Source organism: Streptosporangium sp. NPDC050855 (genome assembly GCF_044456585.1).
GTDB classification, from domain to species: Bacteria; Actinomycetota; Actinomycetes; order Streptosporangiales; family Streptosporangiaceae; genus Streptosporangium; species Streptosporangium longisporum.
On record NZ_JBITFY010000006.1, the window covers coordinates 28,542 to 53,213 of the forward strand.

Consider the following 24,672-nt stretch of genomic DNA (forward strand, 5'->3'; position numbering starts at 1 on the left):
GAAATTTCCGGAACAAAGGAATTCGGATGACCGATCGGTGGTTGGGACGCTTCGGCTCACGCGGCCCCTCGGGGCTCGTGGGCCGTCTTGCGCCGGTGACCGGAGAGGGAGGACGAGTATGACCGCGGCCGTCGTCGAGCCGGGGGTGACGCCGGGCACGCGGCGCAGGGGACTGCTGCTGATCCTGGGCGCGTTGTCGGCGATCGGCCCCCTGTCGATCGACATGTACCTGCCCGCCTTCCCCGCCATCGCCGAGGGGCTGGGCACCGGGCAGGCGCAGGTGCAGCTCACCCTCACCGCCTGCCTCATCGGGGTCTCCGCCGGGCAGGTCGTCGCCGGGCCGCTCAGCGACGTCCGCGGGCGCCGCGGCCCGCTGCTGATCGGCATCGCCGCCTACGCCGCGGCCTCCCTGCTGTGCGCCTTCTCGCCCTCGGTGTACGGGCTGATCGCCTTCCGCCTGCTCCAGGGCTTCGCGGGCGGCGCCGCGCTGGTGATCGTCCGCGCGATCGTCCGCGACCTGTACGAGGGCGCGGCCATCGCCCGCATCTTCGCCACCCTGATGCTGGTGACCGGCCTGGCCCCCATCCTGGCCCCGATCGCCGGCGCCCAGCTGCTCGCCCACACCTCCTGGCGGGGCGTCTTCGTCGCCCTCAGCGTCGCCGGGCTGCTGCTGCTGGTCTCGGCGCTGGCCGGGGTGCGCGAGACCCTCCCGGCCGACAGCCGCGAGGGCGGCGGGCTCCGGCACACCCTGGTGACCTTCTGGTACCTGCTGCGCGACCGGCCCTTCATGGCCGCCGCGCTGTCCGGCGGGATGGGGTTCGCCGCGATGTTCGCCTACATCTCCGGGTCGCCGTTCGTGCTCCAGGAGGTCTACGGCACCTCTCCCGAGGTGTTCTCCCTGGTGTTCGGGCTGAACGCGCTCGGCCTGACCATCACCGCGCAGATCGGCGGGCGCCTGGCCGGGCGCCGGGTGGACCCGGCCCGGCTGATCCTCCTCGGGCTGCTGCTGAGCGTGGCCGGGGCCGCGGCGATCCTGGCCACGGTCGTGTTCGGGCTGGGCCTGCCGGTGCTGGTCGCCGGATTGTTCGTGATGATGTGCGGGGGAGGTTTCGTGCTGCCGGGCAGCGGCGCGCTCGCCCTGGCCGGCCAGCCCCCGCAGATCGCCGGGAGCGCGGCCGCGCTGACCGGTGTGCTGCAGTTCGGGCTCGGCGCGCTCGCCGCGCCGCTGGTGGGCCTGGGCGGCGAGGGCAGCGCCCTGCCGATGGCCGTCGTGCTGACCGGCTTCACCGTGGCGGCGCTCGCGATCTTCGCCGGTCTGGGCCGGGGACCGGGGCACGTTTCCGCAGGTTAGGTAAGCCTTTCCTACGTGATGCATCACATTCCCGGCACGCCCACACCGGTTTGTCAGCGGGGAAGTAATTACGGCACACTGATGTTGTGAAATACGTGACCGGGATGCGAGACACCGAGAAGGCCGCCGCCGCGCGGCTCTCCGGCGTGTCCGCCGAGCGCAGCACGCGAGCGCGTGTCGCCCGGCTCATCCTGGAGCACGGACCGATCACCGCCGCCGCTCTCGGCGAGCGGCTCGGCCTGACCCCGGCGGCCGTGCGCAGGCACCTGGACGCGCTGCTGGCCGAGGGGATGACCGAGGTCCGCACCGCCCGGCCGCGCGGCCAGCGCGGGCGCGGGCGGCCGGCCAAGCTGTTCGCGATGACCGACCAGGGCCGCAGCGCCTTCGAGCACGCCTACGACGACCTGGCGGGCAGCGCGCTGCGCTTCCTGGCCGAGCGCGTGGGCGAGGAGGCCGTGGCCGAGTTCGCCCGTTCGCAGGTGGCCGGCCTCGTCGACCGGCTGCGGCCGCAGATGCGCGAGGTCCCCGCCGACCAGCGGGTGCGCGTCCTGGCCGAGGCCCTCTCCGACGACGGCTACGCCGCCTCGGCGAGCAAGGCCGGTGTCGGCGGCGAGCAGCTCTGCCAGCACCACTGCCCGGTGGCGCACGTCGCCGCCGAGTTCCCGCAGCTGTGCGAGGCCGAGACCGAGGCGTTCGCGCGCATTCTCGGCACGCCCGTGCAGCGGCTCGCGACCATCGCCCACGGCGACGGTGTGTGCACCACCCACGTGAGCCCCCACCGGGCTCCGGGAGCGGGCGCGCGGGAGGGCGCGACGTCATCCCCACCCTCCCCACGCTCCGAACCGGCACCACCGCCGGCCGTCCACGAAACGATCGACATATCGAGCAAGGAGACCGGAAGGTGACTGTCACCGACCGCCCGGAGCTGGAAGGCCTCGGGAATTACAAGTTCGGCTGGGCCGACTCGGACGCCGCGGGAGCGACGGCCAAGCGTGGCCTGTCCGAAGAGGTCGTCCGCAACATCTCCGCGCTGAAGAACGAGCCGGAGTGGATGCTGGACCTGCGCCTGAAGGGGCTCCGCCTCTTCGGCAAGAAGCCCATGCCGAACTGGGGCTCCGACCTCAGCGGGATCGACTTCGACAACATCAAGTACTTCGTGCGCTCCACCGAGAAGCAGGCCGCCTCCTGGGAGGACCTGCCCGACGACATCAAGAACACCTACGACAGGCTGGGCATCCCCGAGGCCGAGAAGCAGCGCCTCGTCGCCGGGGTCGCCGCCCAGTACGAGTCCGAGGTGGTCTACCACAAGATCCGCGAGGACCTTGAGGAGAAGGGTGTCATCTTCGTCGACACCGACACCGCCCTCAAGGAGCACGAGGAGATCTTCAGGGAGTACTTCGGGACCGTGATCCCGGTCGGCGACAACAAGTTCGCCGCGCTGAACACGGCCACCTGGAGCGGCGGCAGCTTCATCTACGTGCCGCCGAACGTCAACGTGGAGATCCCGCTCCAGGCCTACTTCCGGATCAACACCGAGAACATGGGCCAGTTCGAGCGGACCCTGATCATCGTGGACGAGAACTCCTACGTGCACTACGTCGAGGGCTGCACCGCGCCGATCTACACCTCCGACTCGCTGCACAGCGCGGTCGTGGAGATCATCGTGAAGAAGGGCGCCCGCTGCCGGTACACGACCATCCAGAACTGGTCGAACAACGTCTACAACCTGGTCACCAAGCGCGCCGTGGCGTACGAGGGCGCGACCATGGAGTGGGTCGACGGCAACATCGGCTCCAAGGTCACCATGAAGTACCCGGCCGTCTACCTCATGGGCGAGCACGCCAAGGGCGAGACCCTCAGCGTCGCCTTCGCCGGTGAGGGCCAGCACCAGGACGCCGGGGCCAAGATGGTCCACCTGGCGCCCAACACCAGCTCCTCGGTGATCTCCAAGTCCGTCGCCCGCGGCGGCGGCCGGACCTCCTACCGCGGCCTGGTGCAGATCGAGGAGGGCGCGCACGGCAGCGCCAGCACGGTCAAGTGCGACGCGCTGCTGGTCGACCAGATCAGCCGCTCCGACACCTACCCGTACGTGGACGTGCGCGAGGACGACGTCTCCATGGGGCACGAGGCCACCGTCTCCAAGGTCTCCGACGACCAGCTCTTCTACCTGATGAGCCGCGGTCTGGGCGAGGACGAGGCGATGGCGATGATCGTCCGCGGCTTCGTCGAGCCGATCGCCCGCGAGCTCCCGATGGAGTACGCCCTGGAGCTGAACCGGCTGATCGAGCTGCAGATGGAAGGAGCCGTCGGCTGATGGGCCTCGACACCGCTGTGAAGCCCCTCTCGACGCTGCACGAGAGGGCCTCCTACGACGTGGCCGACTTCGCCGTCCCCACCGGCCGGGAGGAGGAGTGGCGCTTCACCCCGCTCTCCCGGCTGCGGGGCCTGCACGAGGGCGTCCCGGCCTCGGCGAACGTGGCCGTGCACGTCGACGCCGCGCCCGAGGCCGTCGTGGAGACCGTCGGGCGCGACGACGCCCGGCTCGGGCGGGCCTACGTGCCCGCCGACCGGGTCAGCGCCCAGGCGTACGCCTCCTTCGAGAAGGCCACCGTGATCACGGTGCCCCGCGAGGCCGTCGCCTCCACGCCGACCGTGGTCACCTTCACCGGGTCGGGCACCGGCACCGCCTACGGCCACACGGTCGTGCGCCTGGAGCCGATGGCCGAGGCCGTGGTCGTCCTGGACCACCGGGGCAGCGCGGTCTACGCCGACAACGTCGAGTTCGTCGTGGGCGAGGGCGCCACGCTCAAGGTCGTCAGCCTGCAGGACTGGGCCGACGACGCCGTGCACGTCTCCCACCACCACGCCCAGCTCGCCAAGGACGCCGTCTTCCGCGGCTTCGTGGTCACCCTCGGCGGCGACCTGGTCCGGCTCTCGCCGTCGGTCTCCTACTCCGGCCCCGGCGGCGACGCCGAGCTGAACGGCCTGTACTTCGTCGACGCCGGTCAGCACCTGGAGCACCGCCTCCTGGTCGACCACTCCACGCCCGACTGCCGGAGCAACGTCGACTACCGCGGCGCGCTCCAGGGAGCAGACGCCCACGCGGTCTGGATCGGCGACGTCATCATCCGCGTCGAGGCCGAGGGCACCGACACCTACGAGCTGAACCGCAACCTGCTGCTCACCGACGGCGCCCGCGCCGACTCGGTGCCCAACCTGGAGATCCTCACCGGGGAGGTCGCCGGGGCCGGCCACGCCAGCACCTCCGGCCGCCTCGACGACGAGCACATCTTCTACCTCCAGGCCCGGGGCATCTCCTTCGAGGACGCCCGCCGCCTGGTCATCAGGGGCTTCTTCGCCCAGCTTCTGGAGAAGATCGAGATCCCCGAGCTTCGCGAGCGCGTTCTCGCCCGGGTCGAGGCGGAGCTCGAGAAGTGACGTTCGAGAAGGTCTGCAAGCTCGCCGACATCCCCGACGAGGGAGTGATCGGCCTTGAGGTGGGGGACACCCCCGTCGCCCTGGTCCGCCGGGGCGAGGAGGTGCACGCGCTGCGCGACGTGTGCTCCCACGCCGAGGTGAAACTCAGCGAGGGGGAGGTCTACGACGGCACCCTCGAGTGCTGGCTGCACGGCTCGTGCTTCGACCTGCGCTCGGGCAAGCCCACCGGCCCGCCCGCCATCAAGCCCGTCCCCGTCTACCGAGTAAAGATCGACGGCGATGACGTCCTCGTCTCGCTCTCGAAGGAGTCATAACGTGTCTGACACCAGCCGAGTCACCTCGGGTTCCACCCTGGAGATCCGCGACCTGCACGTCACCGTCGCCGACAAGGAGATCCTGCGCGGCGTCGACCTGACCGTGCGCGCCGGTGAGACCCACGCCATCATGGGCCCCAACGGCTCGGGCAAGTCCACCCTCGCCTACGCGATCGCGGGCCACCCCAAGTACGCCGTCACCGGCGGCCAGGTCCTGCTCGACGGGACCGACCTGCTCGACCTGTCGGTCGACGAGCGCGCCCGCGCCGGCCTGTTCCTCGCCATGCAGTACCCGGTCGAGGTCCCCGGCGTCAGCGTCGCCAACTTCCTGCGCACCGCGGTCACCTCGACCACCGGCGAGGCCCCCAAGCTCCGCCAGTTCGCCAAGGACCTCAAGTCCGGCATGGACGCCCTGTCCATCGACTCGGCCTTCGCCCAGCGCAACGTCAACGAGGGCTTCTCCGGCGGCGAGAAGAAGCGCCACGAGATCCTCCAGCTGGAGCTGCTCAAGCCGAAGATCGCCGTTCTCGACGAGACCGACTCCGGTCTCGACGTCGACGCGCTGCGCGTGGTCTCCGAGGGCATCAACCGCTTCCGCGCGGGCGGCGAGACCGGCGTGCTGCTCATCACCCACTACACCCGCATCCTGCGCTACGTGAAGCCGGACTTCGTCCACGTCTTCTCCGCCGGGCGGATCGTGGAGCAGGGCGGCCCCGAGCTCGCCGACAAGCTCGAGGAAGAGGGCTACGAGGCCTACACGAAGGCGTCGGCCTGATGAACAACGGCCTTGACGTGGAGAGGATCAGGAAGGACTTCCCGGTCCTGTCCCGCGAGCTTCCCGGCGGCAGGCCGCTGATCTACCTCGACTCCGGAAACTCCGCGCAGAAGCCCACCCAGGTGGTCGAGGTGATGCGCGAGCACATGGCCATGCACTACAGCAACGTCGGCCGCGCCATGCACGTGCTGGGCGCGGAGTCCACCGAGGCGTACGAGGACGCGCGCGACAAGATCGCCGCGTTCATCGGCGCGCCCGGCCGCGACGAGGTGGTCTTCACCAAGAACGCCTCCGAGGCGATCAACCTGGTGGCGTACGCCTTCGGCAACCCGACCTGCGAGGACCCGCGCTTCCGGCTCGGCCCCGACGACGAGATCGTGATCTCGGAGATGGAGCACCACTCCAACATCGTGCCGTGGCAGATGCTGGCCCAGCGCACCGGCGCGACCCTGCGCTGGTTCTCCGTCACCGACTCCGGCCGCCTGGACCTGTCGAACCTCGCCGAGCTCGTCACCGAGCGCACGAAGATCGTCTCGATCGTGCACCAGTCGAACGTGCTCGGCACGGTCAACCCGGTCGCCCCGGTGCTGGCCAGGGCCCGCGAGGTCGGCGCCCTGATGATGCTGGACGCCTCCCAGTCGGTCCCCCACCAGGGAGTGGACGTGGCCGCCCTGGGCGTCGACTTCCTGGCCTTCACCGGCCACAAGGTCGTCGGCCCGTCCGGCATCGGCGTCCTGTGGGGCCGCGCCGAGCTGCTGGAGGCCATGCCCCCGTTCATGGGCGGCGGCGAGATGATCGAGGCGGTCTGGATGGACCACTCGACCTACGCTCCCGCGCCGCACAAGTTCGAGGCCGGCACCCCGCCGATCGTCGAGGCCATCGGCCTCGGCGCCGCGGTGGACTACCTCACCGAGATCGGCATGGACGCCGTCGCGAGCCACGAGCGCGAGCTCACCGCCCACGCGCTCGACGCCCTGGGGGAGATCCCGGGCCTGCGGGTGATCGGCCCGGCCGACCTGGCCGACCGCGGCGGCACCGTCTCGTTCACGCTGGAGGGGATTCACCCGCACGACGTCGGGCAGATCCTGGACGACAACTTCGGCGTGGCCGTGCGGGTGGGTCACCACTGCGCCCGCCCGCTCCACCTCAGGTTCGGGATCCCCGCCACCACGCGGGCCTCCTTCTACCTGTACAACACACCGGCCGAGATCGACGCGTTGGTCCGCGGCCTCCACCACGTGCGGAAGGTGTTCGCCTAGCCATGCCCGAGCAGTCGAGCCGGCGTACGGGCGGACGGCGGGGGCCCGGTGCCCTCCGCACGGCGGCCGGCGACGCGCGAGCGCACGGCGCAGCGAACGAGAAGGTGAGCACGACCCTATGATCGCCGAGTCCATGTACCAGGAGCTGATCCTGGAGCACTACAAACACCCGCAGGGGAGGGGTCTTCGCGACCCCTACGACGCCGAGGTCCACCACGTGAACCCGACCTGTGGCGACGAGATCACCATGCGGGTGAGACTGGGCGACGGCGGCAAGGTCGAGGACGTCTCCTACGACGGCCAGGGCTGTTCCATCAGCCAGGCCGCCGCCTCGGTGCTGCACGAGCTGGCCACCGGCTCGACCGTCGAGGACACCCTCGGCGTGGTCGACGAGTTCACCCGGCTCATGCAGGGCAGGGGCAAGGTCGAGGCCGACGAGGACGTGCTGGGCGACGCGGTCGCCTTCGCGGGCGTGGCCAAGTTCCCCGCCCGTGTGAAGTGCGCGCTACTGGCCTGGATGGCCTACAAGGACGCGGTCGTGAGGAGCACGAAATGAGCAAGGCTGTTGAGACGCCGACCACGGCGCAGGACGACACCGCCACCCATGACGAGGTCATGGAGGCGCTCAAGGACGTGGTGGACCCCGAGCTCGGCATCAACGTCGTGGACCTGGGCCTGATCTACGGGCTGCACCTCGACCCGGCAGGGGAGGGCGCCGAGGGCACCGATGGCGCTGCTGCGCTGCCGGTCGCCACCATCGACATGACGCTGACCAGTGCGGCCTGCCCGCTGACCGACGTCATCGAGGACCAGGCGCACTCGGCCCTGGAGGGCATGGTCTCCGACGTGAAGATCAACTGGGTGTGGCTCCCGCCGTGGGGCCCGGACAAGATCACCGACGAGGGGCGCGAGCAGCTCCGCATGCTCGGCTTCAACGTCTGACCGAGGCACCGTCCGGGACGTCCGGGGACGAGGGGCCCGCGCCCCGCGTCCCCGGACGTCCTTCCGGCTCTCCGGGGGCGGCGGGGCGACGTGGAGCGGCGGGGAACCACACGGAGGCGCCGCGGGTGCTCGAAGGGCTCGCGGGACGGCTCCCGAGGGTCCGCCGGGGCGGGGCCCCGGGTCCGGCGGAGAGCGTCCGGAGGGCCTGCCGGTCCTCCGGAGCATCCCCCGCCGGGGCGGGTCTCGCACGCTCCGGTGCAGGTCAAGGCACGACGGGGCCGTGCCCGGTGAGGAGCGCGAACCCCCGGATTCGAGCTGTGCCGAATTGTGTGAGAGTATTTCCGAGGCCGGGAAGAAAAGCCCGGCCGGGAGTGTTGACTCCAATCGACGGACAAGCGGACGGCCGATGCCGGACGCCCCGACCGAACCTGGCACTGCGAACGCCGGGTATGCTTGATCGTGGTTTGACTGCGTGCGGGTAAGCTAGACCCGCCCCGTGCGGTGCGCCTCGACTTGCACCGCACCACCGCCCCGATGTGGGTGTTCATCCAGCGCGGCCTCAGGCCGCGCGCTCCAGGCTCGTCCTTTCGCAGAAGTGACGTGCCCCGTTCTTCTATCGAAAGGCACGAGTCTTCGTGACCATGCTTGACGCTGTTCTGCCCGAGTTCACCGAGATCACCGAGATCTCCCAGGCCCCGTCCGGGCCGTCCGAGTTCACCCTTCTCGGCCTGCCGAAGCCCCTGGTGACCGGGCTGTCCCGCGCGGGCATCGACAGCCCCTTCCCCATCCAGCGGGCCACGATCCCCGACATTCTCGCCGGGCACGACGTCCTGGGCCGCGGCCAGACCGGCTCCGGCAAGACGCTCGCCTTCGGCCTGCCCATGATGACCCGCATCGCCGGTGCCAAGGCCCGTCCCGGCCGCCCGCTGGCCGTCGTCCTGGTGCCGACCCGTGAGCTCGCCATGCAGGTGACCGACGCGCTCGAGCCGCTCGGCCGTGGCCTGTCGCTGCGCATGAAGACCGTCGTCGGCGGCATGTCCATGGGACGCCAGATCGAGGCGCTGCGCCGCGGCGTCGAGGTCGTGGTGGCCACCCCGGGCCGGCTCACCGACCTCATGCAGCAGGGTGAGTGCACGCTGGACGAGGTCCAGGTGACGATTCTGGACGAGGCCGACCACATGTGCGACCTCGGCTTCTTCCCGGTGGTCAGCGCGATCCTGCAGCAGACCCCGGCCGACAGCCAGCGCCTGCTGTTCTCCGCCACCCTGGACGGCGACGTCGACAAGCTCGTCCGCCGCTTCCTCACCAACCCGGTGACCCACTCCATGGACCCGGCCACCTCCTCGGTCGACACCATGGAGCACCACGTCCTCGAGGTCCACCGCGACGACAAGTTCCCGGTGACCGCCGAGATCGCCAACCGCGAGGGCCGGACGATCATGTTCGTGCGCACCCAGCACGGCGTGGACCGGCTCTGCAAGCAGCTCGCCCAGGTCGGCATCCGCGCCGGCGGCCTGCACGGCGGCAAGCGCCAGAACCAGCGCACCCGCATCCTGTCCGAGTTCAAGGAAGGCGCGATCAACGTCCTGGTCTGCACGGACGTCGCGGCCCGCGGCATCCACGTCGACAACATCAGCCTCGTGCTGCACGTCGACCCGCCCCAGGACCACAAGAGCTACCTGCACCGCGGCGGCCGTACCGCCCGCGCCGGGGAGAAGGGCACCGTCATGACGCTGGTGCTCCCCAACGAGCGTCGCTCCACCGAGTCGATGACCCGTCGCGCCGGCATCAAGCCGTTCCGCATCAAGGCCACCCCGGGCCACCCCCGCCTGGAGGAGGTCGCCGGTGCGCGTACCCCCAGCGGCGAGGCGATCCCGGTCTGGGAGCCCTCGGCCCCGGCCGCCAAGCAGCGTCAGGGCCGTGGCGGTTACGGCAACGGCGGCGGCAACGGCGGGGCCCGTGGCCCGCGCCGCTTCCGCTCCGACCGTCCCGCCCACGGCGCCGAGGGCGGCCAGCCCCGCGAGCGTTCCTTCGGTGACGACCGTCCCGCCGGTGGCGGTGGTTACCGCTCCGAGCGTCCGGCCGGTGGTGGCGGCTACCGTTCCGAGCGTCCCGCCGGTGGCTACCGCGGTGGCGAGCGGCGCGAGCCGTTCCGCGCCGACCGTCCGGCCCCGGCCGGTGGTGGCGGTTACCGTTCCGAGCGTCCCTCGGGCGAGCGCGAGCCCTTCCGCGGCGAGCGTCAGGGCGGCGGCTTCCGCGGTGGCGAGTTCCGCGCCGACGGCCGCGGCTCGGCCCCGCGCAGCGGTGGCAGCCGCTACGGCCGCTGATCGCTGATCCATCGTCGGGACCCCTCGGGGGTCCCGGTACGACCCTTCGAAGGGCCGGTACGGCATCCGCCGTGCCGGCCCTTCGGCGTTCCGCCCCCGGCGGGTGTGCCGGGCCTTCGTTCCCGGCCCGGTGGGCGCACGGGCTCAGTGGACGGCCGGCGACCGGTCGGCCGGTCGAGTCCTGAACGGCCGATCCGCCCCGGTGGGCGCGCGGGCTCAGTGGCCGGCCGGGGCCGGATCGTCGCGCAGCCTGCTGTAGAGGTGGCCGTCACGCCACCGGCCGGCGCGGAACTCCACGGCGCGCAGGACGCCCTCCAGGGTGAAGCCCGCCTTCTCCAGCGACCTCTGCTCCGCGATGTTCTCCGGGTGGGTGGCCGCCTCGATGCGCTGTGCCGGGGTGTGCGTGAACAGGTAGTCGCAGAGCATCGCCTGTGCGCGCCAGCCGATGCCGCGCCCGCGCCGGTCCGGGAGCAGGGCGATGCCGATCTCCCAGTACCGGGAGAGCGCGGACCCGCGTGCCACCCAGCTCATGAAGCCGGCGGTCGTGCCGTCGGCCTCGACGACGAGCCTGCTGTCGTCCGCTCCGAGATAGCCGTCCAGGGCGAAGCGCCTGGCCGGGGCCTGCGCGTCGCGGAACCCGGCCCAGTCCAGGCCGATCAGCCCGGGTTCGGTGCTGAAGCGCCGGAACATGCCGAGGTCGTCCTCGGTCACCGGCCGGAGCCGTACCTCGGGGCTGCTCACCGTAGTGCCTCCTCGGGAACCGCCAGCGAGGGCGTGATCATGTCGACGCCCGGACCATACCTCGCGCGTCCCGGCGGCGCGGAGCGGTCCTCGGGGAGGGGCGGGCCGGATCGTGCGGCCGGGACCGGTCCGTGCAGGTGGCGGCGTACGTCCTCAGGGGGTGGTGGCCGGTGGCCGGGCGCCCGGGCCGGGGAGCACGTCGACGTCGGTCGCGTGCATCGGCCGGTGGCAGACCGAGCAGTGCGGCTCGACGTGGCTGATCTCGCCGCAGGCGTGGTGCCGGTAGAGCACCGGGGGGCCGGCCTCGCCGGCCGTCCAGCGGTCGCCCCAGCGCACCATCGTCAGCAGCAGGTCGCACAGCTCCATGCCCTTGGTGGTGAGCGTGTACTCGTGACGCGGGGGCCGGCTGGAGTACTCGGTGCGCTCCAGGACGCCTTTCTCGACCAGCCACCTGAGCCGTTCGGCGAGCACCTTGCGCGAGATGCCCAGGCTCTGCTGGAGCCGTTCGAAGCGGGTGATGCCGACGTAGACGTTCCGCAGGATCAGCGGTGACCACGGCTCGCCGATGACGTCCAGGGTGCGGGCGATCGAGCAGGCCATGTCACCGAACGGGGTTCGCTGCATGATGACAGTCTAAGGGAAGGGTTTCCTCAGGGAACCGTCTCCGGTCGCGGCCCCTGCACGTTCCTTTCGGAAGCTCGGTCGGGACGGCATGTGGATCACATGTTGACGATCTAGATCCAGTCGTCATCATGGGCTTATATCCCCTCATGTCGAGTCATGTCAGTGTCCCTGTCATCCCCGTCGTTCCCGTCGTCCCCGCTCGTCGCGGCCCCGGGGCCGGGCCCCCTCCGCCGGGCCGCCCGCACGGCCGGCCGACGCGCCGGAGCTGGTCGAGACGTCCGAGATAAGAGGATCAATGCGCCGCTCGTGGTTCGGTCCCCGCACGTCCGCCCACCTTCGTCTCGTCGTCCCGCGGGCCCTGGCCGCCCTCCTGGTCGCGGCGACGACCCTGCCCGTGACGTCCCCGGTGTCCGCGGCGTCCGTCGCGTCCGCCACCGTCGTCCGCTCCCCGGCCGGTACGGCCGCCGCGCAGAGCTACCGCGTCCTGCAGCTCAACCTCTGTCACAGCGGGGTCAACACCTCCTGTTTCAACGGTGAGAACACCGTCCGGGAGGCGCTGGACGTCATCGGCGCCAGGCAGCCGCAGGTGGTCACGCTGAACGAGATCTGCCGCGCGGACCTGGCCCGGCTGGCCTCCGCGATGGGCGACGGCCACCGGGTGTTCGCCCCCGCGCTGCGTCCCGACGGCACGCCGGTCCGCTGCGTCGACGGCGACGAGTACGGCAACGGGATCGTCTTCCGGGCCACCGGGGCGACGAACTTCTCCGGCGTCCACGCCACCCAGGACGGCGGGAGCGAGAGGCGCGTCTACGTGTGCGCCGAGTTCGCCGACCTGACCGGCTGCACCACCCACCTGTCGACCACGGGCACCGTCGCGATGGCGCAGTGCAAGGCGACCGTCGCCCTGCTGCGCGACAGGGGCGCGGCCACGAGACCGACCTTCCTGGCGGGGGACATGAACATGAAGTACGCCCCACTGTTCGGGCAGAACGTCCAGAACTGCAACTCCGCGCCCTTCTTCCGCAAGGGGGACGGGGACGTCCAGCACGTCTTCGCGGCGAGCATGGGCTTCGAGCGCACCGACGTCATCCCCATGCGGTACACCGACCACCCCGCGCTGCTCGTCACCCTGACCCGGCCCTGAACCGGCCCCCACGCGGCCCGCGGACGGGACGTCCCGGGACCGCGACCGAACCGTTCTCACCCGTCCGCGGGGACGCGCTCCCGTACCCGCGGGGGAGCGGTGCTGCCGCGCGGGGTGAGGCGGGCGGCCTCCTCCTCGTGCGGGCCGGGGTCCTGACCGGAGACCAGCGAGAGCAGCCGGCGGGCGGCGTGCGCGCCGTAGGCGGCGATGTCGCGGCTCAGGGCGGTGAGCGGGGGGCGGACGACCTGGCAGAGCGGGGAGTCGTCCCAGGCGACGACGGACAGGTCGCCGGGGACGTCCAGGCGCAGCTCCTGGGCGGCGGACAGCCCGGCGACGGCCATGATGTCGTTGTCGTAGACGATGGCGGTGGGCCGGTCCGGGGAACTGAGCAGCCGCCGGGTGGCGCGGGCCCCCTCCTCGCCCGTGTAGTCGGTGTGCACGGTCACGTACTCGGCGACGCCCTCGCACGCCTCGGTGAAGGCGCGGTCGCGCAGCACGGTGTGGACCAGGCGCGGCAGGCCGGCGACCCTGGCGATCCTGCGGTGGCCCAGGGCCAGCAGGTAGCGCACGGTCTCGCGGACGGGGCGGTCGTCGTCGGACCAGACCGGGAGCAGCGGCCCCGCCCCGGAGGGATGGCCGATCACCACGGCGGGCAGTCCCAGCGACGCGAACGCGGCCGGGCGGGGGTCGTCCACGTGCAGGTCGACCAGGATGGCGCCGTCGATGCGGCCCTCGCCCCACCAGCGACGGTAGATCGCGACCTCCTGGTCGTGGTCGGCGGCCATCTGCAGCATGAGCGCGTACGAACGGTCCGACAGCTCGCCCTCGATGCCGCTGATCAGCTCCATGAAGAACGGCTCCACGCCGAGCGTGCGGGCCGGGCGGCACACGGCCAGGCCGACGGCGCGGGCGTGCGCGCCGTTCAGGGCGCGGGCCGCGCTGCTGGGACGCCAGCCGATCTCCTCGGCGATCGCCAGGATCCGGGCCCGGGTGCTCGCGGACACCCCGGGCTGCCCGTTGAGCGCGTACGACACGGCCCCCTTGGACACCCCGGCCTGCCGGGCGACGTCCGCGATCGTCGGTCTTCTCATGATCCCCCCGTCGACGATTGGAGCGATTGTAACTGAACCGGTCCAGTGTTCTATTGACAGGGCCGACACATGGACTTTACGGTCTCGATACTTATCCGGTTCAGCAAGCGCATGCGGTCGCGTCTGGTCGGTTGGGAGCGCTCCCATGCTGGAGAGGAGAACTGTCCAATGCGGATTCGACGAAGGTTCGCGGTCCTCGGGACGGCGGCCTGCCTGGCCGCCGCCGGATGCAGCGGGGGTTCCACCACGCCGTCGGCCCCCTCGGGGGCGCCCCCGGCGTCGGGCGGTGCCGGGGCCCCCTCGGCCCCTGCGGGTCCGGGCGCGGCGGACGCCGCGTTCCCGCGCAACGAGACCCTGTACACCAGCGGCACCCAGTGGGGTCCCCCGGCCAACTGGAACCCGCTGCGCACCTGGGACTCGGCCACCGGCACCAAGGGACTCGTCTACGAGACCCTCTTCCTGTACGACCCCCAGAACGACACCTTCACCCCCTGGCTGGCCGAGAGCGGCACCTGGACCGGTGAGGACACCTACGAGCTCAAGCTCAGGCAGGGTGTGACCTGGGCCGACGGCAAGCCGTTCACCGCCGACGACGTGGTCTTCACCGTCGAGCTCGGCAAGATGAAGACCGTCCCCTACGCCAACCTGTGGGGCTGGCTGGAGAAGGCCGAGGCGGTCGACCCGAACACGGTCAGGTTCACCTTCTCCAAGGCCAACCACCAGCAGTGGGCCAACTGGGTCTACAACAACGCGATCGTCCCCAAGCACATCTGGCAGGGCCGCTCCGAGGACGACGTGATGAACGGCGTCAACGAGAAACCGGTCGGCACCGGGCCGTACGCCTACCACAGCCACGACCAGGACCGGATGGCCTGGGTCAAGCGGGACGGCTGGTGGGCCACCAAGGCGCTGGGCAAGGACGTCAAGCCGAAGTACGTCGTCGACATCGTCAACTCCAGCAACGAGGTGGCGATGGGCCTGCTGCTGCAGAAGGGCCTCGACCTCAGCAACAACTTCCTGCCCGGCGTGGCCAACCTGGTCAAGGGCAACTTCGGCATCCAGACGTACTTCCCCGAGCCGCCGTACATGCTCTCGGCCAACACCGCCTTCCTGGTCCCCAACACGAAGAGGAAGCCGCTGGACGACCCGGCCTTCCGCAAGGCCATCGCCAACGCCATCGACACCAAGAAGATCGTCGAGGGCGTCTACGGCAACCTCGTCAAGGCCGCGAGCCCCACCGGCCTGCTGCCGCAGTGGGACAAGTACGTCGACCAGGCCGTGGTGAGCGAGAAGGGGTTCTCCTTCGACACCGCCAAGGCCAAGAAGCTGCTGGCCGACGCCGGGTACAAGGACCGCGACGGCGACGGGCTCGTGGAGAACAAGGACGGCTCCAAGGCGTCCCTGAAGCTCATCGTCCCGGCCGGGTGGACCGACTGGATGGAGGCGAGCCGGGTCATCGCCGAGGGCGCCAAGGCCGCAGGGATCGACCTCACCGCCGACTTCCCCGACTTCAACGCGCTGGTCGACCAGCGCTCCTCCGGCAAGTTCGACCTGGTGCTCAACAACGAGCGGCAGCTGTCGAACACCCCCTGGATGTACTACGACTACATCTTCCAGCTCCCGGTGAACAAGCAGCAGAACACCGTCAACTTCGGCCGGTACGAGAACAAGAAGGCATGGGACCTCGTCCAGGAGCTCGACGGCAAGAAGGTCGACGACGTCGAGGGCATGAAGAAGGTCACCTCCGAGATCCAGAAGATCCAGCTCGACGACCTGCCGGTGATCCCCCTCTGGTACAACGGCCTGTGGGCCCAGACCAGCACCGCGGTCTGGACGAACTGGCCCTCCTCGGCACCCGGCACCCCCAAGAGCCCGCCGACCATGTGGCGCAACTGGCTGGAGCTGGGCGGCGTGCTGACGCTGACCGAGATCAAGCCGGCCGGGGGCTGACCCCGCGATCCTCGCCCCCTCCCGCGCCCGGCGCGCGGGAGGGGGCCCATCTCGCCGATTCTGGAGGATCGCGTGCGACGTTACTTCGGCCGGAAACTGCTGGTCTACGGGCTGACCTTCCTGGTGGCCGTCACCGTCAACTGGATGATCCCGCGCTTCATGCCGGGCGACCCGGTGCAGAGCATGCTGTCGCGGGCCAACGTGTCCCAGCCGGCCGCGGTGGAGGCGATGCGCGCCCACTACACCGCACTGTTCGGCCTCGACCTGCCTTTGTGGCAGCAGTACGGCAACTTCTGGGCCGCGCTGTTCCGGGGTGACCTGGGGATCAGCATCTGGGTGTTCCCCACCCCGGTGACCGACCTCATCATGCGGGCGGTGCCGTACACGCTGGCGCTGCTCATCCCGTCGATCCTGCTGAGCTGGTGGGCGGGCAACAGGTTCGGCGCCTTCGCGGCCCGGCGCAAGTGGCTCGACAACACCGCGCTGCCCATCGGGTACGTACTGACCGCCACCCCGTACATGTGGCTGGCCATCCTGCTGGCCTGGGGGCTGGGCGTGGTGGCCGGGATCTTCCCCGTCTCGGGCGGCTACAGCTTCTCGATGCGGCCCAACTGGTCGTGGGAGTTCGTCGGGGACCTGGCGCTGCACTGGTTCCTGCCGTTCGCCTCGCTGTTCCTGGTCGCGTTCGGCGGCTGGGCCATCGGCATGCGCAACATGATCATCTACGAGCTGGAGGCGGACTACTCCACCTACCTCGCCTCGCTCGGCGCGCCGCGCAGGCTCATCCGCCGCTACGCGTTCAGGAACGCGGTGCTGCCGCAGATCACCGGCCTGGCCCTGCAGCTGGGCGTGCTGGTGGCCGGGGCGCTGGTCACCGAGATCGTCTTCTCCTATCCGGGGCTGGGCCACCTGATCCTCAAGGCGATCCAGAACCAGGACTTCTTCCTGCTCCAGGGTGCCTTCCTGTTCATCGTGGTGGGCGTGCTGGTCGCCAACTTCGTCATCGACATCGTCTACGTCCTGGTCGACCCGCGTACCAGGATCGGCATGGGAGGGGAGGCGACGTGACGGCCGTTCCCGCGCGACGGCGCGAGGGCCTGTACTTCGCGGTCCGCAACGGCAAGCTGCTGGCCGGCCTGGCCGTGCTGGTCCCGCTGCTGCTCCTGGCCGCGGCGGCCCCGCTGCTCGGCGGCCAGGACCCCAACGCCTACGTCGCCGCCCCGGCCTCGCCGCCCTCGGCGCAGAACTGGTTCGGCACCACCATGTTCGGCCAGGACATCTTCGCCCAGTTCGTCTACGGGCTGCGCTCCACCTTCATCGTGGGGGCGCTCGGCGGCGGGCTGGCCGCGATCATCGGCATGACGATCGGCTTCACCGCCGGGTACCGGGGCGGGATCGTCGACGAGGTGCTGAACATGCTCACCAACATCGTCCTGGTGCTGCCGGCGCTCGCGGTGCTGCTGATCGTCAACGCCTACCTCGGCGTGCGCAGCGTGGGCGTGCAGGCGCTGTTCATCGGCCTGACCTCCTGGCCGTGGGCGGCCAGGGCCATCAGGGCCCAGACCTTCTCGCTGCGCTCGCGCGACTTCGTGGACCTGGCCAGGCTCAGCGGGGTGCGCACCTGGAAGATCATCGCTCGCGAGATCGCGCCCAACATGAACTCGTACCTCTTCATGACCTTCATCCTGCTGTTCGGCGGGTCGATCCTGATCGCGGCCTCGCTCGACTTCATCGGGCTCGGGCCCAGCCAGGGCATCTCGCTCGGCCTGATGCTCAACAACGCGGCCCGCTGGAGCGCCCTGCACCTGGGGATGTGGTGGTGGTTCATCCCGCCCGGCGCCGGGATCACCGCGATCGTCGGCGCCCTGTACGTGATGAACGTCGGCCTGGACGAGGTCTTCAACCCCCGGCTGAGGGAGCTGTAGTGGAGGAGAGCACATGACCCTGAGCGTGCGCGACCTGAGGGTCCACTACAGGACCCTGCGCGGTGAGGTGAAGGCCCTCGACGGCGTCGGCTTCGACGTCGCCGACGGCGAGATCCTCGGCCTGGCGGGCGAGTCCGGGTGCGGCAAGACGACCCTGGGCAAGAGCCTGATCAGGATGGACGGCCGGATGCGGCTGGCCGGGGGCACCGCCGAGCTGGACGGCGAGGAGCTGCCGATCGGCGACGACCGCCGGATGAACCGCTTCCGCTTCGCCAGGGTGTCGCTCATCCCGCAGTACTCGATGAGCGCGATGAACCCCACCCGGAAGATCGGGAAGATGGTCGGCGAGCTGCTCGCCTCCCGGGGCGAGAAGCTGGACCTCGCCGAGCTGGAACGCCGCCTGGACCTGGTGGAGCTCCCGCGCGACGTGCTCGGGCGCTACCCGATCGAGCTGTCCGGCGGGATGAAGCAGCGGATGGTGATGGTCATCTCCACCCTGCTCGACCCGTCCCTGCTGATCGCGGACGAGATCACCTCCGCGCTCGACGTGTCCACCCAGAAGGCCGTGGCCAGGACCCTGGTGGAGTTCCGGGACCGCGGCTTCGTCCGCAGCATGATCTTCATCACCCACGACATCTCGCTGACCTACCAGATCGCCGACACGATCATGATCATGTACGCCGGGAAGCTGGCCGAGAAGGCCCCGGCGGGCGTGATCGTCAGCGAGCCGCGCCACCCGTACACCCGGATGCTCATCTCCTCGCTGCCCGAGGTCGGTGTCCGGCACGCCGAGCGCAGGCTGTCGGGCATCCCCGGCAGGCCGCCCTCGCTGCTCGACCCGCCCACGGGCTGCCGGTTCCGGGACCGCTGCCCGCTGGCCTTCGAGCGGTGCGCCGAGGAACCCCCGCCGATCGAGGTCGCCCCCGGCCACCACGTCGCCTGTTGGAAGGCCTGACATGCCCGCGCCGAGCCCGTACGCGCCCGCAGGAGTGAGACGATGCTGAGCCTCGAAGGGGTCACCAAGACCTACCGGGTCGGTGCCTTCGGCACCTCCACCCTCACCGCCGTCGACGACGTGAGCCTCGACCTGGCACCGGGGGAGGTGGTCTCCCTCATCGGCGAGAGCGGCAGCGGCAAGACGACCCTCGGCAAGACGGTCCTCGGGCTGCTCTCCCCGACGAAGGGAAGGATCACCCTCGACGGCGAGCGGGCCAGGCCGGGCAAGGCGTACTACCGGCACGTGCAGGGCGTCTTCCAGGACCCGTTCAGCTGCTACAACCCGGTCTTCAAGGCCGACCGGGTGCTCGCGATGATCAGGAACGAGTACTTCCCCGGCGTCGCCGACTCCGAGTGGCAGGGCAGGATCGAGACCTCTCTCAAGGACGTCGGCCTCGACCCCGGCCAGATCCTGGGCCGCTACCCGCACCAGCTCAGCGGCGGCCAGCTGCAGCGCCTGCTGATCGCCAGGGCGCTGCTGCTCGACCTGCGGTACCTGGTCGCCGACGAGATCACCAGCATGCTGGACGCGTCCACCAGGATCGACGTGCTCAACCTGCTCGCCGACCTCAAGGCGCGCGGGCTGGGCGTGCTGTTCGTCACCCACGACCTGTCGCTGGGCAACTACATCAGCGAGCGGGCCGTGGTGCTCTACCGGGGGCGGGTCGTCGAGTCGGGCTCGACCGCGGCCGTCTTCGGCAACCCCCTGCACCCGTACACGATCAGGCTGCTGTCGTCGGTGCCGAGGCTGACCGCGCGGTGGGGCGGCGAGGAGGACACCGGGTCCGCCGAGGTGCCCGAGCCGGACGACCGGAAGGGGGCCTCCGCGCTGGTGGAGGCCGAGCCCGGCCATCTCGTCCGGCGCGCCGACGCCGGGACCGCATCGCTGAGGAGCGCGAGTTGAGCACCGAGCCGAGCACCGAGCCGAGCACCGGGTTGAGCACCGGGTTGAGCACCGGGTTGAGCACCGGGTTGAGCAGCACCTACCGTCCGCTGCACGACGGGTGGACCCTGCGCCAGGTGGACGGGGACGTCTCCGGCGTCCCGGCCACGGTGCCGGGGTGCGTGCACACCGACCTGCTGGCCGCCGGGCTCATCGAGGACCCCTACCTGGACGACAACGAGAACCGGCTGACCTGGATCGGCCGCTCGGCCTGGGAGTACGAGACGGTCTTCGACTGGCACGACGACGGGCACGAGCGCGCCGACCTGGTCTGCGAGGGCCTGGACACCGTCGCCACGGTCGAACTCAACGGGGTACGGGTCGCGTCCACGGCCAACCAGCACCGCTCCTACCGGCTGCCCGTGCGCGAGCTGCTGCGCGAGGGCGGCAACACGCTGCGGGTCCGCTTCGACTCCCCGGTGGCCTACGCCGAGGCACGCCGGGCCGAGCTGGGGGAGCGGCCCGGTGCCTACGAGGCGCCGTACCAGTTCATCCGCAAGATGGCCTGCAACTTCGGCTGGGACTGGGGGCCGGCCGTGGTCACCTCCGGCGTCTGGCGGCCGATCGGGCTGCACTCGTGGAGCGGGACCCGGCTGGCCGGGGTCCGGCCGCTGGTGCGCACCGACGGGCCGGACGGCCTGGTCGAGGTGCACGTCACCCTTGAGCACTCCGGCGGGCCCTCGTCGCCCGGTGGGACCCCCGTGACCGTGACGGCCTCGGTCGCGGGCGTCCGGTGCGAGGTGCGGCCGGTGCCGGGCGAGCGCGAGGCCGTCCTGACGCTGCGGGTCCCGGACGCGGAGCGCTGGTGGCCGCGCGGGTACGGCGCCCCGCACCGCCACGAGCTCACGGTCGGCCTCGACGACGAGACGCCCGAGACGCCCGAGACGCCCGAAAGGCCCCAGAGGTCCCAAGAAGGCGGGGAGCGGTGGAGGGGCCTGATCGGTTTCCGCGACGTGCGGCTGGACCGGGCCGACGACGCCTTCAGTCTGGTCGTCAACGACGTGCCGGTGTTCGTGCGCGGCGTCAACTGGATCCCCGACGACTGCTTCCCGTCCCGGATCACCCGCGAGCGGCTGGCCGAGCGCTTCGGCCAGGCCGTCGGCGCGAACGTCAACCTGCTGCGGGTCTGGGGCGGCGGCCTGTACGAGAGCGAGGACTTCTACGACCTGGCCGACGAGCTGGGCCTGCTCGTCTGGCAGGACTTCCCGTTCGCCTGTGCGGCCTACCCCGAGGAGGAGCCCTTCGCCTCCGAGGTCGAGGCCGAGGCGCGCGAGAACGTCGCCCGGCTGGCCTGGCGTCCCTCGCTGGTGCTGTGGTGCGGCAACAACGAGGTGCTGGAGGGACACGCCGACTGGGGCTGGCGCGACAGCCTGGGCGAGCGCACCTGGGGGGCGGGTTTCTTCCACGACCTGCTTCCCGCGGTCGTGGCCGGGCTGGACCCCACCCGTCCCTACTGGCCGGGCAGCCCCTACTCCGGCGACCCCGACCTGCCGCCCAACGACCCCTCGCGCGGCACCCTGCACATCTGGGACGTGTGGAACCGCGAGGACTACACCCGCTACGGCGACTACCGGCCCCGCTTCGTGGCCGAGTTCGGCTTCCAGGGCCCGCCGGTGCACGCCACGCTGCGCGCCGCCGTCAGCGGGGAGCTGGCCCCGGACGCGCCCCTGGTGCTGCACCACCAGAAGGCGCACGAGGGCAACGCCAAGCTGCTGCGCGGCCTGGGCGAGCACCTGCCCGCACCGGGCGCCTACGACGACTGGCACTACCTGACCCAGCTCAACCAGGCCAGGGCGGTCGTCCACGGCATCGAGCGCTTCCGCGCGCTGGCCCCGTACTGCTCGGGCACGATTCTGTGGCAGCTCAACGACTGCTGGCCGGTCACCTCCTGGTCGGCCGTCGACGGCGCCGGGCGGCGCAAGCCGCTGTGGTACGCGCTGCGCCGCGTCTACGACGACCGGCTGCTGAGCGTCGTCGACGGTGCCGTGGTCGTGATCAACGACGGCCCGCAGCCGTGGGCGGGCGAGCTGGAGCTGCTGCGGCTCGGCCTGGACGGTGAGCCGCTGGCCAAGGAGACGTCCGTCGTCGAGGTGGGTCCCCGCTCGGTGGCCACGATCCCGCTGCCCGGCCCGGTCGCGGTCCCGGGCGATCCCGCGGCCGAGCTGCTGCTGGCCCGGCTGGGCGACCGGCGCGCGGTCTCGTTCTTCGCCGAGGACACCCGGGTCGCCTTCCCGGCCGCGGCCCACCGTACCGAGGTGACCCCGGTGCGGGGCGGTCTGGACGTCACCGTCACGGCCGTGACCCTCCTGCGCGAGCTGGCGCTGTTCCCCGACCGTCTCGACCCGGCCGCCTCGGTCGACGACATGCTGGTGACGCTGCTCCCCGGGGAGAGCGTCACCTTCCACGTCGCCACCGAACGCGCGCTCGACCCGGCCGCGCTCGTCACCCGCCCGGTCCTGCGCTGCGTCAACGACTGAACGGCCCGCCCGGCCCGCCCGGGGCGCGGCCCCGTGTCCGGTCACCGGGCGGCCCCGGATCACCGGCGGGGCCGCCCGATCGGCGGACCTGCGGCGTCCCGGAGCGTGGACCCGCACACGCGGAGGCCGGGCGGCCCGTTAGGCTTGACGCGCACATCCGACGACGCCGAGAGAGATCATGAAGACCTTCGAAGAGCTGTACGCCGAGCTGTCCGAAAAGGCGCGCACCCGGCCCGAGGGCTCGGGCACCGTGGCCGCGCTGGACGCCGGGGTCCATGCCATCGGCAAGAAGGTCGTGGAGGAGGCCGCCGAGAGCTGGATGGCGGCCGAGCACGAGTCGAACGAGCGGGCGGCCGAGGAGATCTCCCAGCTCCTCTACCACGTGCAGGTCCTCATGATCGCCAAGGGGATCGGGCTGGACGAGGTCTACAAGCATCTGTGAGCCGGTGCGCCCGGCTCCGGTCTCGCAGGCAGATCCCGTCCACACCTAAGGAAACCCGTCATGCTCCGTCTCGCCGTACCCAACAAGGGCGCCCTCACCGAGGGTGCCCAGACGATCCTCAAGGAAGCCGGATACCGGGCCCGCAAGGACAGCAAGGAGCTCGTGGTCGTCGACCCGGAGAACTCCTGCGAGCTGTTCTTCCTGCGTCCCAAGGACATCGCCGTCTACGTCGGCGAGGGCACCCTGGACGCCGGGATCACCGGCCGTGACATGCTGCACGACTCCGGGGCGCAGGTGGAGGAGCTCATCCCGCTCGGCTTCGGCCGCTCCACCTTCCGCTTCGCCGCCAACCCCGGCGACTTCGACTCCGTCGCCGACCTCAAGGGCAGGCGCATCGCCACCGCGTACGCGGGCCTGCTGGAGTCCTACCTCGCCGAGCGGGGCGTCGAGGCCCGGGTGATCAAGCTGGACGGCGCGGTCGAGACCGCCATCCGGCTCGGCGTGGCCGACGCGGTGGCCGACGTCGTGGAGACCGGCACCACGCTGCGCAACATCGGCCTGGAGGTCTTCGGCGAGCCGATCGCGCAGTCCGAGGGTGTGCTGATCAAGCAGGTCGGGGCGGCCGAGACGCCCGGCCTGCGCCAGCTCATCCGCCGCCTGCAGGGCGTGCTGATGGCGCGCGACTACGTGATGATGGACTACGACATCCGCGCCGAGCGGATCGAGGAGGCCATCACGCTCACCCCCGGCATGGAGGGCCCGACGGTCTCCCCGCTGCACCGGGAGGGCTGGGTCGCGGTCCGCGCCATGGTGCCGCGCAAGGGACACCAGCAGATCATGGACGAGCTCTCGGAGATCGGCGCCAAGGCCATCCTGGTGACCGCCATCTTCGCCTGCCGCGTCTGACGCTTCGCGTCCGACCCGACGCGACCCGTCCGGCCCGTCGCATCCGGCGCGCCGTGCCGGGCACGACCGGGCCGGTGACGCCCGGCCCGGCGCGTCCGGCCCGGTGGCGACCGGGTCCAGAAGGGCTCAGGAGGACTCAGGAGGACAGGGCCGCGGCCTCCTCGGCCTCGATCTGCTCGTTCCACTCGCGCTTGGAGGAGCGCCACGCCTCGTCGTCGCGGCCCAGCCGCCAGTAGCCCGAGATGGACAGCCGCGACAGCGGGATGCCGCGCTCGGTGCGCAGGTGGCGCCTGATGTCGCGGACGGCACCGGCCTCGCCGTGCACGAAGGCGTGCACGACGCCGTCGGGGAAGTCGAGCTCGCGGACCGCCGTGACCAGCGCCTCGCCGTACGGGGCGTCCCCCCGGTGCAGCCAGACGATCTTCACGTCGCCGGGGGAGTCGAGCCGCTGCTCCTCCTCGGGACCGGCGACCTCGATGAAGGCCCAGGCCGGGGCCCCGGCGGGCAGGTGCTCCAGGGCGACGGCGATGGCCGGCAGCGCGCTCTCGTCACCGGCGAGCAGGTGCCAGTCGGCCTCGGGGTCCGGGGTGTACGCGCCACCGGGGCCGAAGAAGTGCAGCTCGTCGCCGGGCCGGGCCCGGTCGGCCCACGGCCCGGCGAGGCCGCTGTCGCCGTGGTGGACGAAGTCGATCGTCAGCTCGCCCGCCTCGGCGTCCCAGCGGCGGACGGTGTAGGTGCGGGTGGTGGGCCACTGCTCGCGGGGCAGGTCGCGGCGGACGGCCTCCATGTCGAACGGCTGCGGGTAGCTCACCCCGGCCGGGGCGAACAGCAGCTTCACGTAGTGGTCGGTGTACTCGTCGGCGCTGAAACCGGCCAGGCCCTCACCGCCGAGCACCACCCGGATCATGTGCGGGGTGAGCCGTTCGGTGCGCAGGACCCGGCCGGTCGTCACCTTCCGCGCGGGGCGTTCAGCCTTGTCGTCTGCCATGTGGTCACTCCCGGGGGTACGAGTTAGGTAAGCCTAAGT

General features: G+C 71.1%; 23 protein-coding genes. 19 read left to right on the forward strand and 4 right to left on the reverse strand.

Annotated elements, in window-relative coordinates:
- The first annotated feature begins 118 nt into the window (after positions 1 to 118).
- The 10 genes from ACIBCT_RS14380 (at position 119) to ACIBCT_RS14425 (ending at position 10,406) form a co-directional block, all read left to right on the forward strand.
- Positions 119 to 1,351, forward strand: coding sequence for a multidrug effflux MFS transporter (locus tag ACIBCT_RS14380; protein WP_399188416.1), 1,233 nt, complete (start codon positions 119 to 121; stop codon positions 1,349 to 1,351).
- Between the two features lie 104 nt (positions 1,352 to 1,455).
- Positions 1,456 to 2,256, forward strand: a complete 801-nt coding sequence (locus ACIBCT_RS14385; protein ID WP_399188418.1) for a helix-turn-helix transcriptional regulator — start codon at positions 1,456 to 1,458, stop codon at positions 2,254 to 2,256.
- On the forward strand, positions 2,253 to 3,665 hold the full coding sequence (gene sufB, locus ACIBCT_RS14390; protein WP_399188420.1) for a Fe-S cluster assembly protein SufB: 1,413 nt from the start codon (positions 2,253 to 2,255) through the stop codon (positions 3,663 to 3,665). Before ACIBCT_RS14385 ends, sufB begins: the two co-directional genes overlap by 4 nt.
- Positions 3,665 to 4,789, forward strand: coding sequence for a Fe-S cluster assembly protein SufD (gene sufD, locus ACIBCT_RS14395; RefSeq protein WP_399188422.1), 1,125 nt, complete (start codon positions 3,665 to 3,667; stop codon positions 4,787 to 4,789). The genes sufB and sufD overlap by 1 nt, the downstream gene beginning before the upstream one ends.
- Entirely contained in the window at positions 4,786 to 5,103 is a 318-nt protein-coding gene (locus tag ACIBCT_RS14400) for a Rieske (2Fe-2S) protein (protein WP_399188424.1), read from the forward strand. The genes sufD and ACIBCT_RS14400 overlap by 4 nt, the downstream gene beginning before the upstream one ends.
- A gap of 1 nt (position 5,104) precedes the next feature.
- On the forward strand, positions 5,105 to 5,878 hold the full coding sequence (sufC, locus tag ACIBCT_RS14405) for a Fe-S cluster assembly ATPase SufC (protein ID WP_399188426.1): 774 nt from the start codon (positions 5,105 to 5,107) through the stop codon (positions 5,876 to 5,878).
- A complete protein-coding gene (locus ACIBCT_RS14410; protein ID WP_399188428.1) occupies positions 5,878 to 7,137 on the forward strand; it encodes a cysteine desulfurase in 1,260 nt (419 codons plus the stop codon). Before sufC ends, ACIBCT_RS14410 begins: the two co-directional genes overlap by 1 nt.
- A 118-nt stretch (positions 7,138 to 7,255) precedes the next feature.
- The gene (gene sufU, locus ACIBCT_RS14415) at positions 7,256 to 7,693 is read left to right on the forward strand and encodes a Fe-S cluster assembly sulfur transfer protein SufU (RefSeq protein ID WP_399188430.1); all 438 of its coding nucleotides are present in this window, start codon (positions 7,256 to 7,258) and stop codon (positions 7,691 to 7,693) included.
- Positions 7,690 to 8,079: a metal-sulfur cluster assembly factor gene (locus ACIBCT_RS14420; protein ID WP_344903351.1), complete on the forward strand. Its 390-nt coding sequence runs from the start codon at positions 7,690 to 7,692 to the stop codon at positions 8,077 to 8,079. The genes sufU and ACIBCT_RS14420 overlap by 4 nt, the downstream gene beginning before the upstream one ends.
- Positions 8,080 to 8,720: 641 nt before the next feature.
- Positions 8,721 to 10,406 carry a DEAD/DEAH box helicase gene (locus tag ACIBCT_RS14425; RefSeq protein ID WP_399188433.1) on the forward strand — a complete coding sequence of 562 codons (1,686 nt, stop codon included), beginning with the start codon at positions 8,721 to 8,723 and terminating at the stop codon, positions 10,404 to 10,406.
- Between the two features lie 216 nt (positions 10,407 to 10,622).
- On the opposite strand, the gene ACIBCT_RS14430 is transcribed toward ACIBCT_RS14425, so the two are convergent.
- Both ACIBCT_RS14430 and ACIBCT_RS14435 read right to left on the reverse strand, forming a co-directional pair.
- Positions 10,623 to 11,147 carry a GNAT family N-acetyltransferase gene (locus ACIBCT_RS14430; protein ID WP_399188435.1) on the reverse strand — a complete coding sequence of 175 codons (525 nt, stop codon included), beginning with the start codon at positions 11,145 to 11,147 and terminating at the stop codon, positions 10,623 to 10,625.
- A gap of 153 nt (positions 11,148 to 11,300) precedes the next feature.
- Positions 11,301 to 11,771, reverse strand: a complete 471-nt coding sequence (locus ACIBCT_RS14435; RefSeq protein ID WP_399188437.1) for a winged helix-turn-helix transcriptional regulator — start codon at positions 11,769 to 11,771, stop codon at positions 11,301 to 11,303.
- Between the two features lie 295 nt (positions 11,772 to 12,066).
- On the opposite strand from ACIBCT_RS14435, the gene ACIBCT_RS14440 reads away from it, so the two are divergent.
- The gene (locus ACIBCT_RS14440) at positions 12,067 to 12,915 is read left to right on the forward strand and encodes an endonuclease/exonuclease/phosphatase family protein (RefSeq protein WP_399188439.1); all 849 of its coding nucleotides are present in this window, start codon (positions 12,067 to 12,069) and stop codon (positions 12,913 to 12,915) included.
- Between the two features lie 56 nt (positions 12,916 to 12,971).
- Here ACIBCT_RS14440 and ACIBCT_RS14445 read toward each other — a convergent pair whose 3' ends face one another.
- Positions 12,972 to 14,006 (reverse strand): LacI family DNA-binding transcriptional regulator, encoded by a 1,035-nt coding sequence (locus tag ACIBCT_RS14445; RefSeq protein WP_399188441.1) that lies wholly within the window; start codon positions 14,004 to 14,006, stop codon positions 12,972 to 12,974.
- A 168-nt stretch (positions 14,007 to 14,174) separates the two neighbouring features.
- Here ACIBCT_RS14445 and ACIBCT_RS14450 point away from each other — a divergent pair, with 168 nt between their 5' ends.
- From ACIBCT_RS14450 to hisG, 8 genes are all read left to right on the forward strand, one after another.
- Positions 14,175 to 15,956 carry an ABC transporter substrate-binding protein gene (locus ACIBCT_RS14450; RefSeq protein WP_399188443.1) on the forward strand — a complete coding sequence of 594 codons (1,782 nt, stop codon included), beginning with the start codon at positions 14,175 to 14,177 and terminating at the stop codon, positions 15,954 to 15,956.
- 72 nt (positions 15,957 to 16,028) lie between these two features.
- On the forward strand, positions 16,029 to 17,024 hold the full coding sequence (locus tag ACIBCT_RS14455) for an ABC transporter permease (RefSeq protein WP_399188445.1): 996 nt from the start codon (positions 16,029 to 16,031) through the stop codon (positions 17,022 to 17,024).
- Entirely contained in the window at positions 17,021 to 17,881 is an 861-nt protein-coding gene (locus ACIBCT_RS14460; RefSeq protein WP_399188446.1) for an ABC transporter permease, read from the forward strand. Before ACIBCT_RS14455 ends, ACIBCT_RS14460 begins: the two co-directional genes overlap by 4 nt.
- A gap of 13 nt (positions 17,882 to 17,894) precedes the next feature.
- Positions 17,895 to 18,836: an ABC transporter ATP-binding protein gene (locus ACIBCT_RS14465; protein ID WP_399188448.1), complete on the forward strand. Its 942-nt coding sequence runs from the start codon at positions 17,895 to 17,897 to the stop codon at positions 18,834 to 18,836.
- 42 nt (positions 18,837 to 18,878) lie between these two features.
- On the forward strand, positions 18,879 to 19,781 hold the full coding sequence (locus ACIBCT_RS14470) for an ATP-binding cassette domain-containing protein (protein ID WP_399188450.1): 903 nt from the start codon (positions 18,879 to 18,881) through the stop codon (positions 19,779 to 19,781).
- A gap of 68 nt (positions 19,782 to 19,849) precedes the next feature.
- Positions 19,850 to 22,297, forward strand: coding sequence for a glycoside hydrolase family 2 protein (locus ACIBCT_RS14475; RefSeq protein WP_399188925.1), 2,448 nt, complete (start codon positions 19,850 to 19,852; stop codon positions 22,295 to 22,297).
- 178 nt (positions 22,298 to 22,475) lie between these two features.
- A complete protein-coding gene (locus ACIBCT_RS14480; RefSeq protein WP_399188452.1) occupies positions 22,476 to 22,739 on the forward strand; it encodes a phosphoribosyl-ATP diphosphatase in 264 nt (87 codons plus the stop codon).
- Positions 22,740 to 22,799: 60 nt separating this feature from the next.
- Positions 22,800 to 23,645, forward strand: a complete 846-nt coding sequence (hisG, locus tag ACIBCT_RS14485) for an ATP phosphoribosyltransferase (RefSeq protein WP_399188455.1) — start codon at positions 22,800 to 22,802, stop codon at positions 23,643 to 23,645.
- 136 nt (positions 23,646 to 23,781) lie between these two features.
- On the opposite strand, the gene ACIBCT_RS14490 is transcribed toward hisG, so the two are convergent.
- Positions 23,782 to 24,633 (reverse strand): siderophore-interacting protein, encoded by an 852-nt coding sequence (locus ACIBCT_RS14490; RefSeq protein ID WP_399188457.1) that lies wholly within the window; start codon positions 24,631 to 24,633, stop codon positions 23,782 to 23,784.
- Between the last annotated feature and the right edge of the window lie 39 nt (positions 24,634 to 24,672).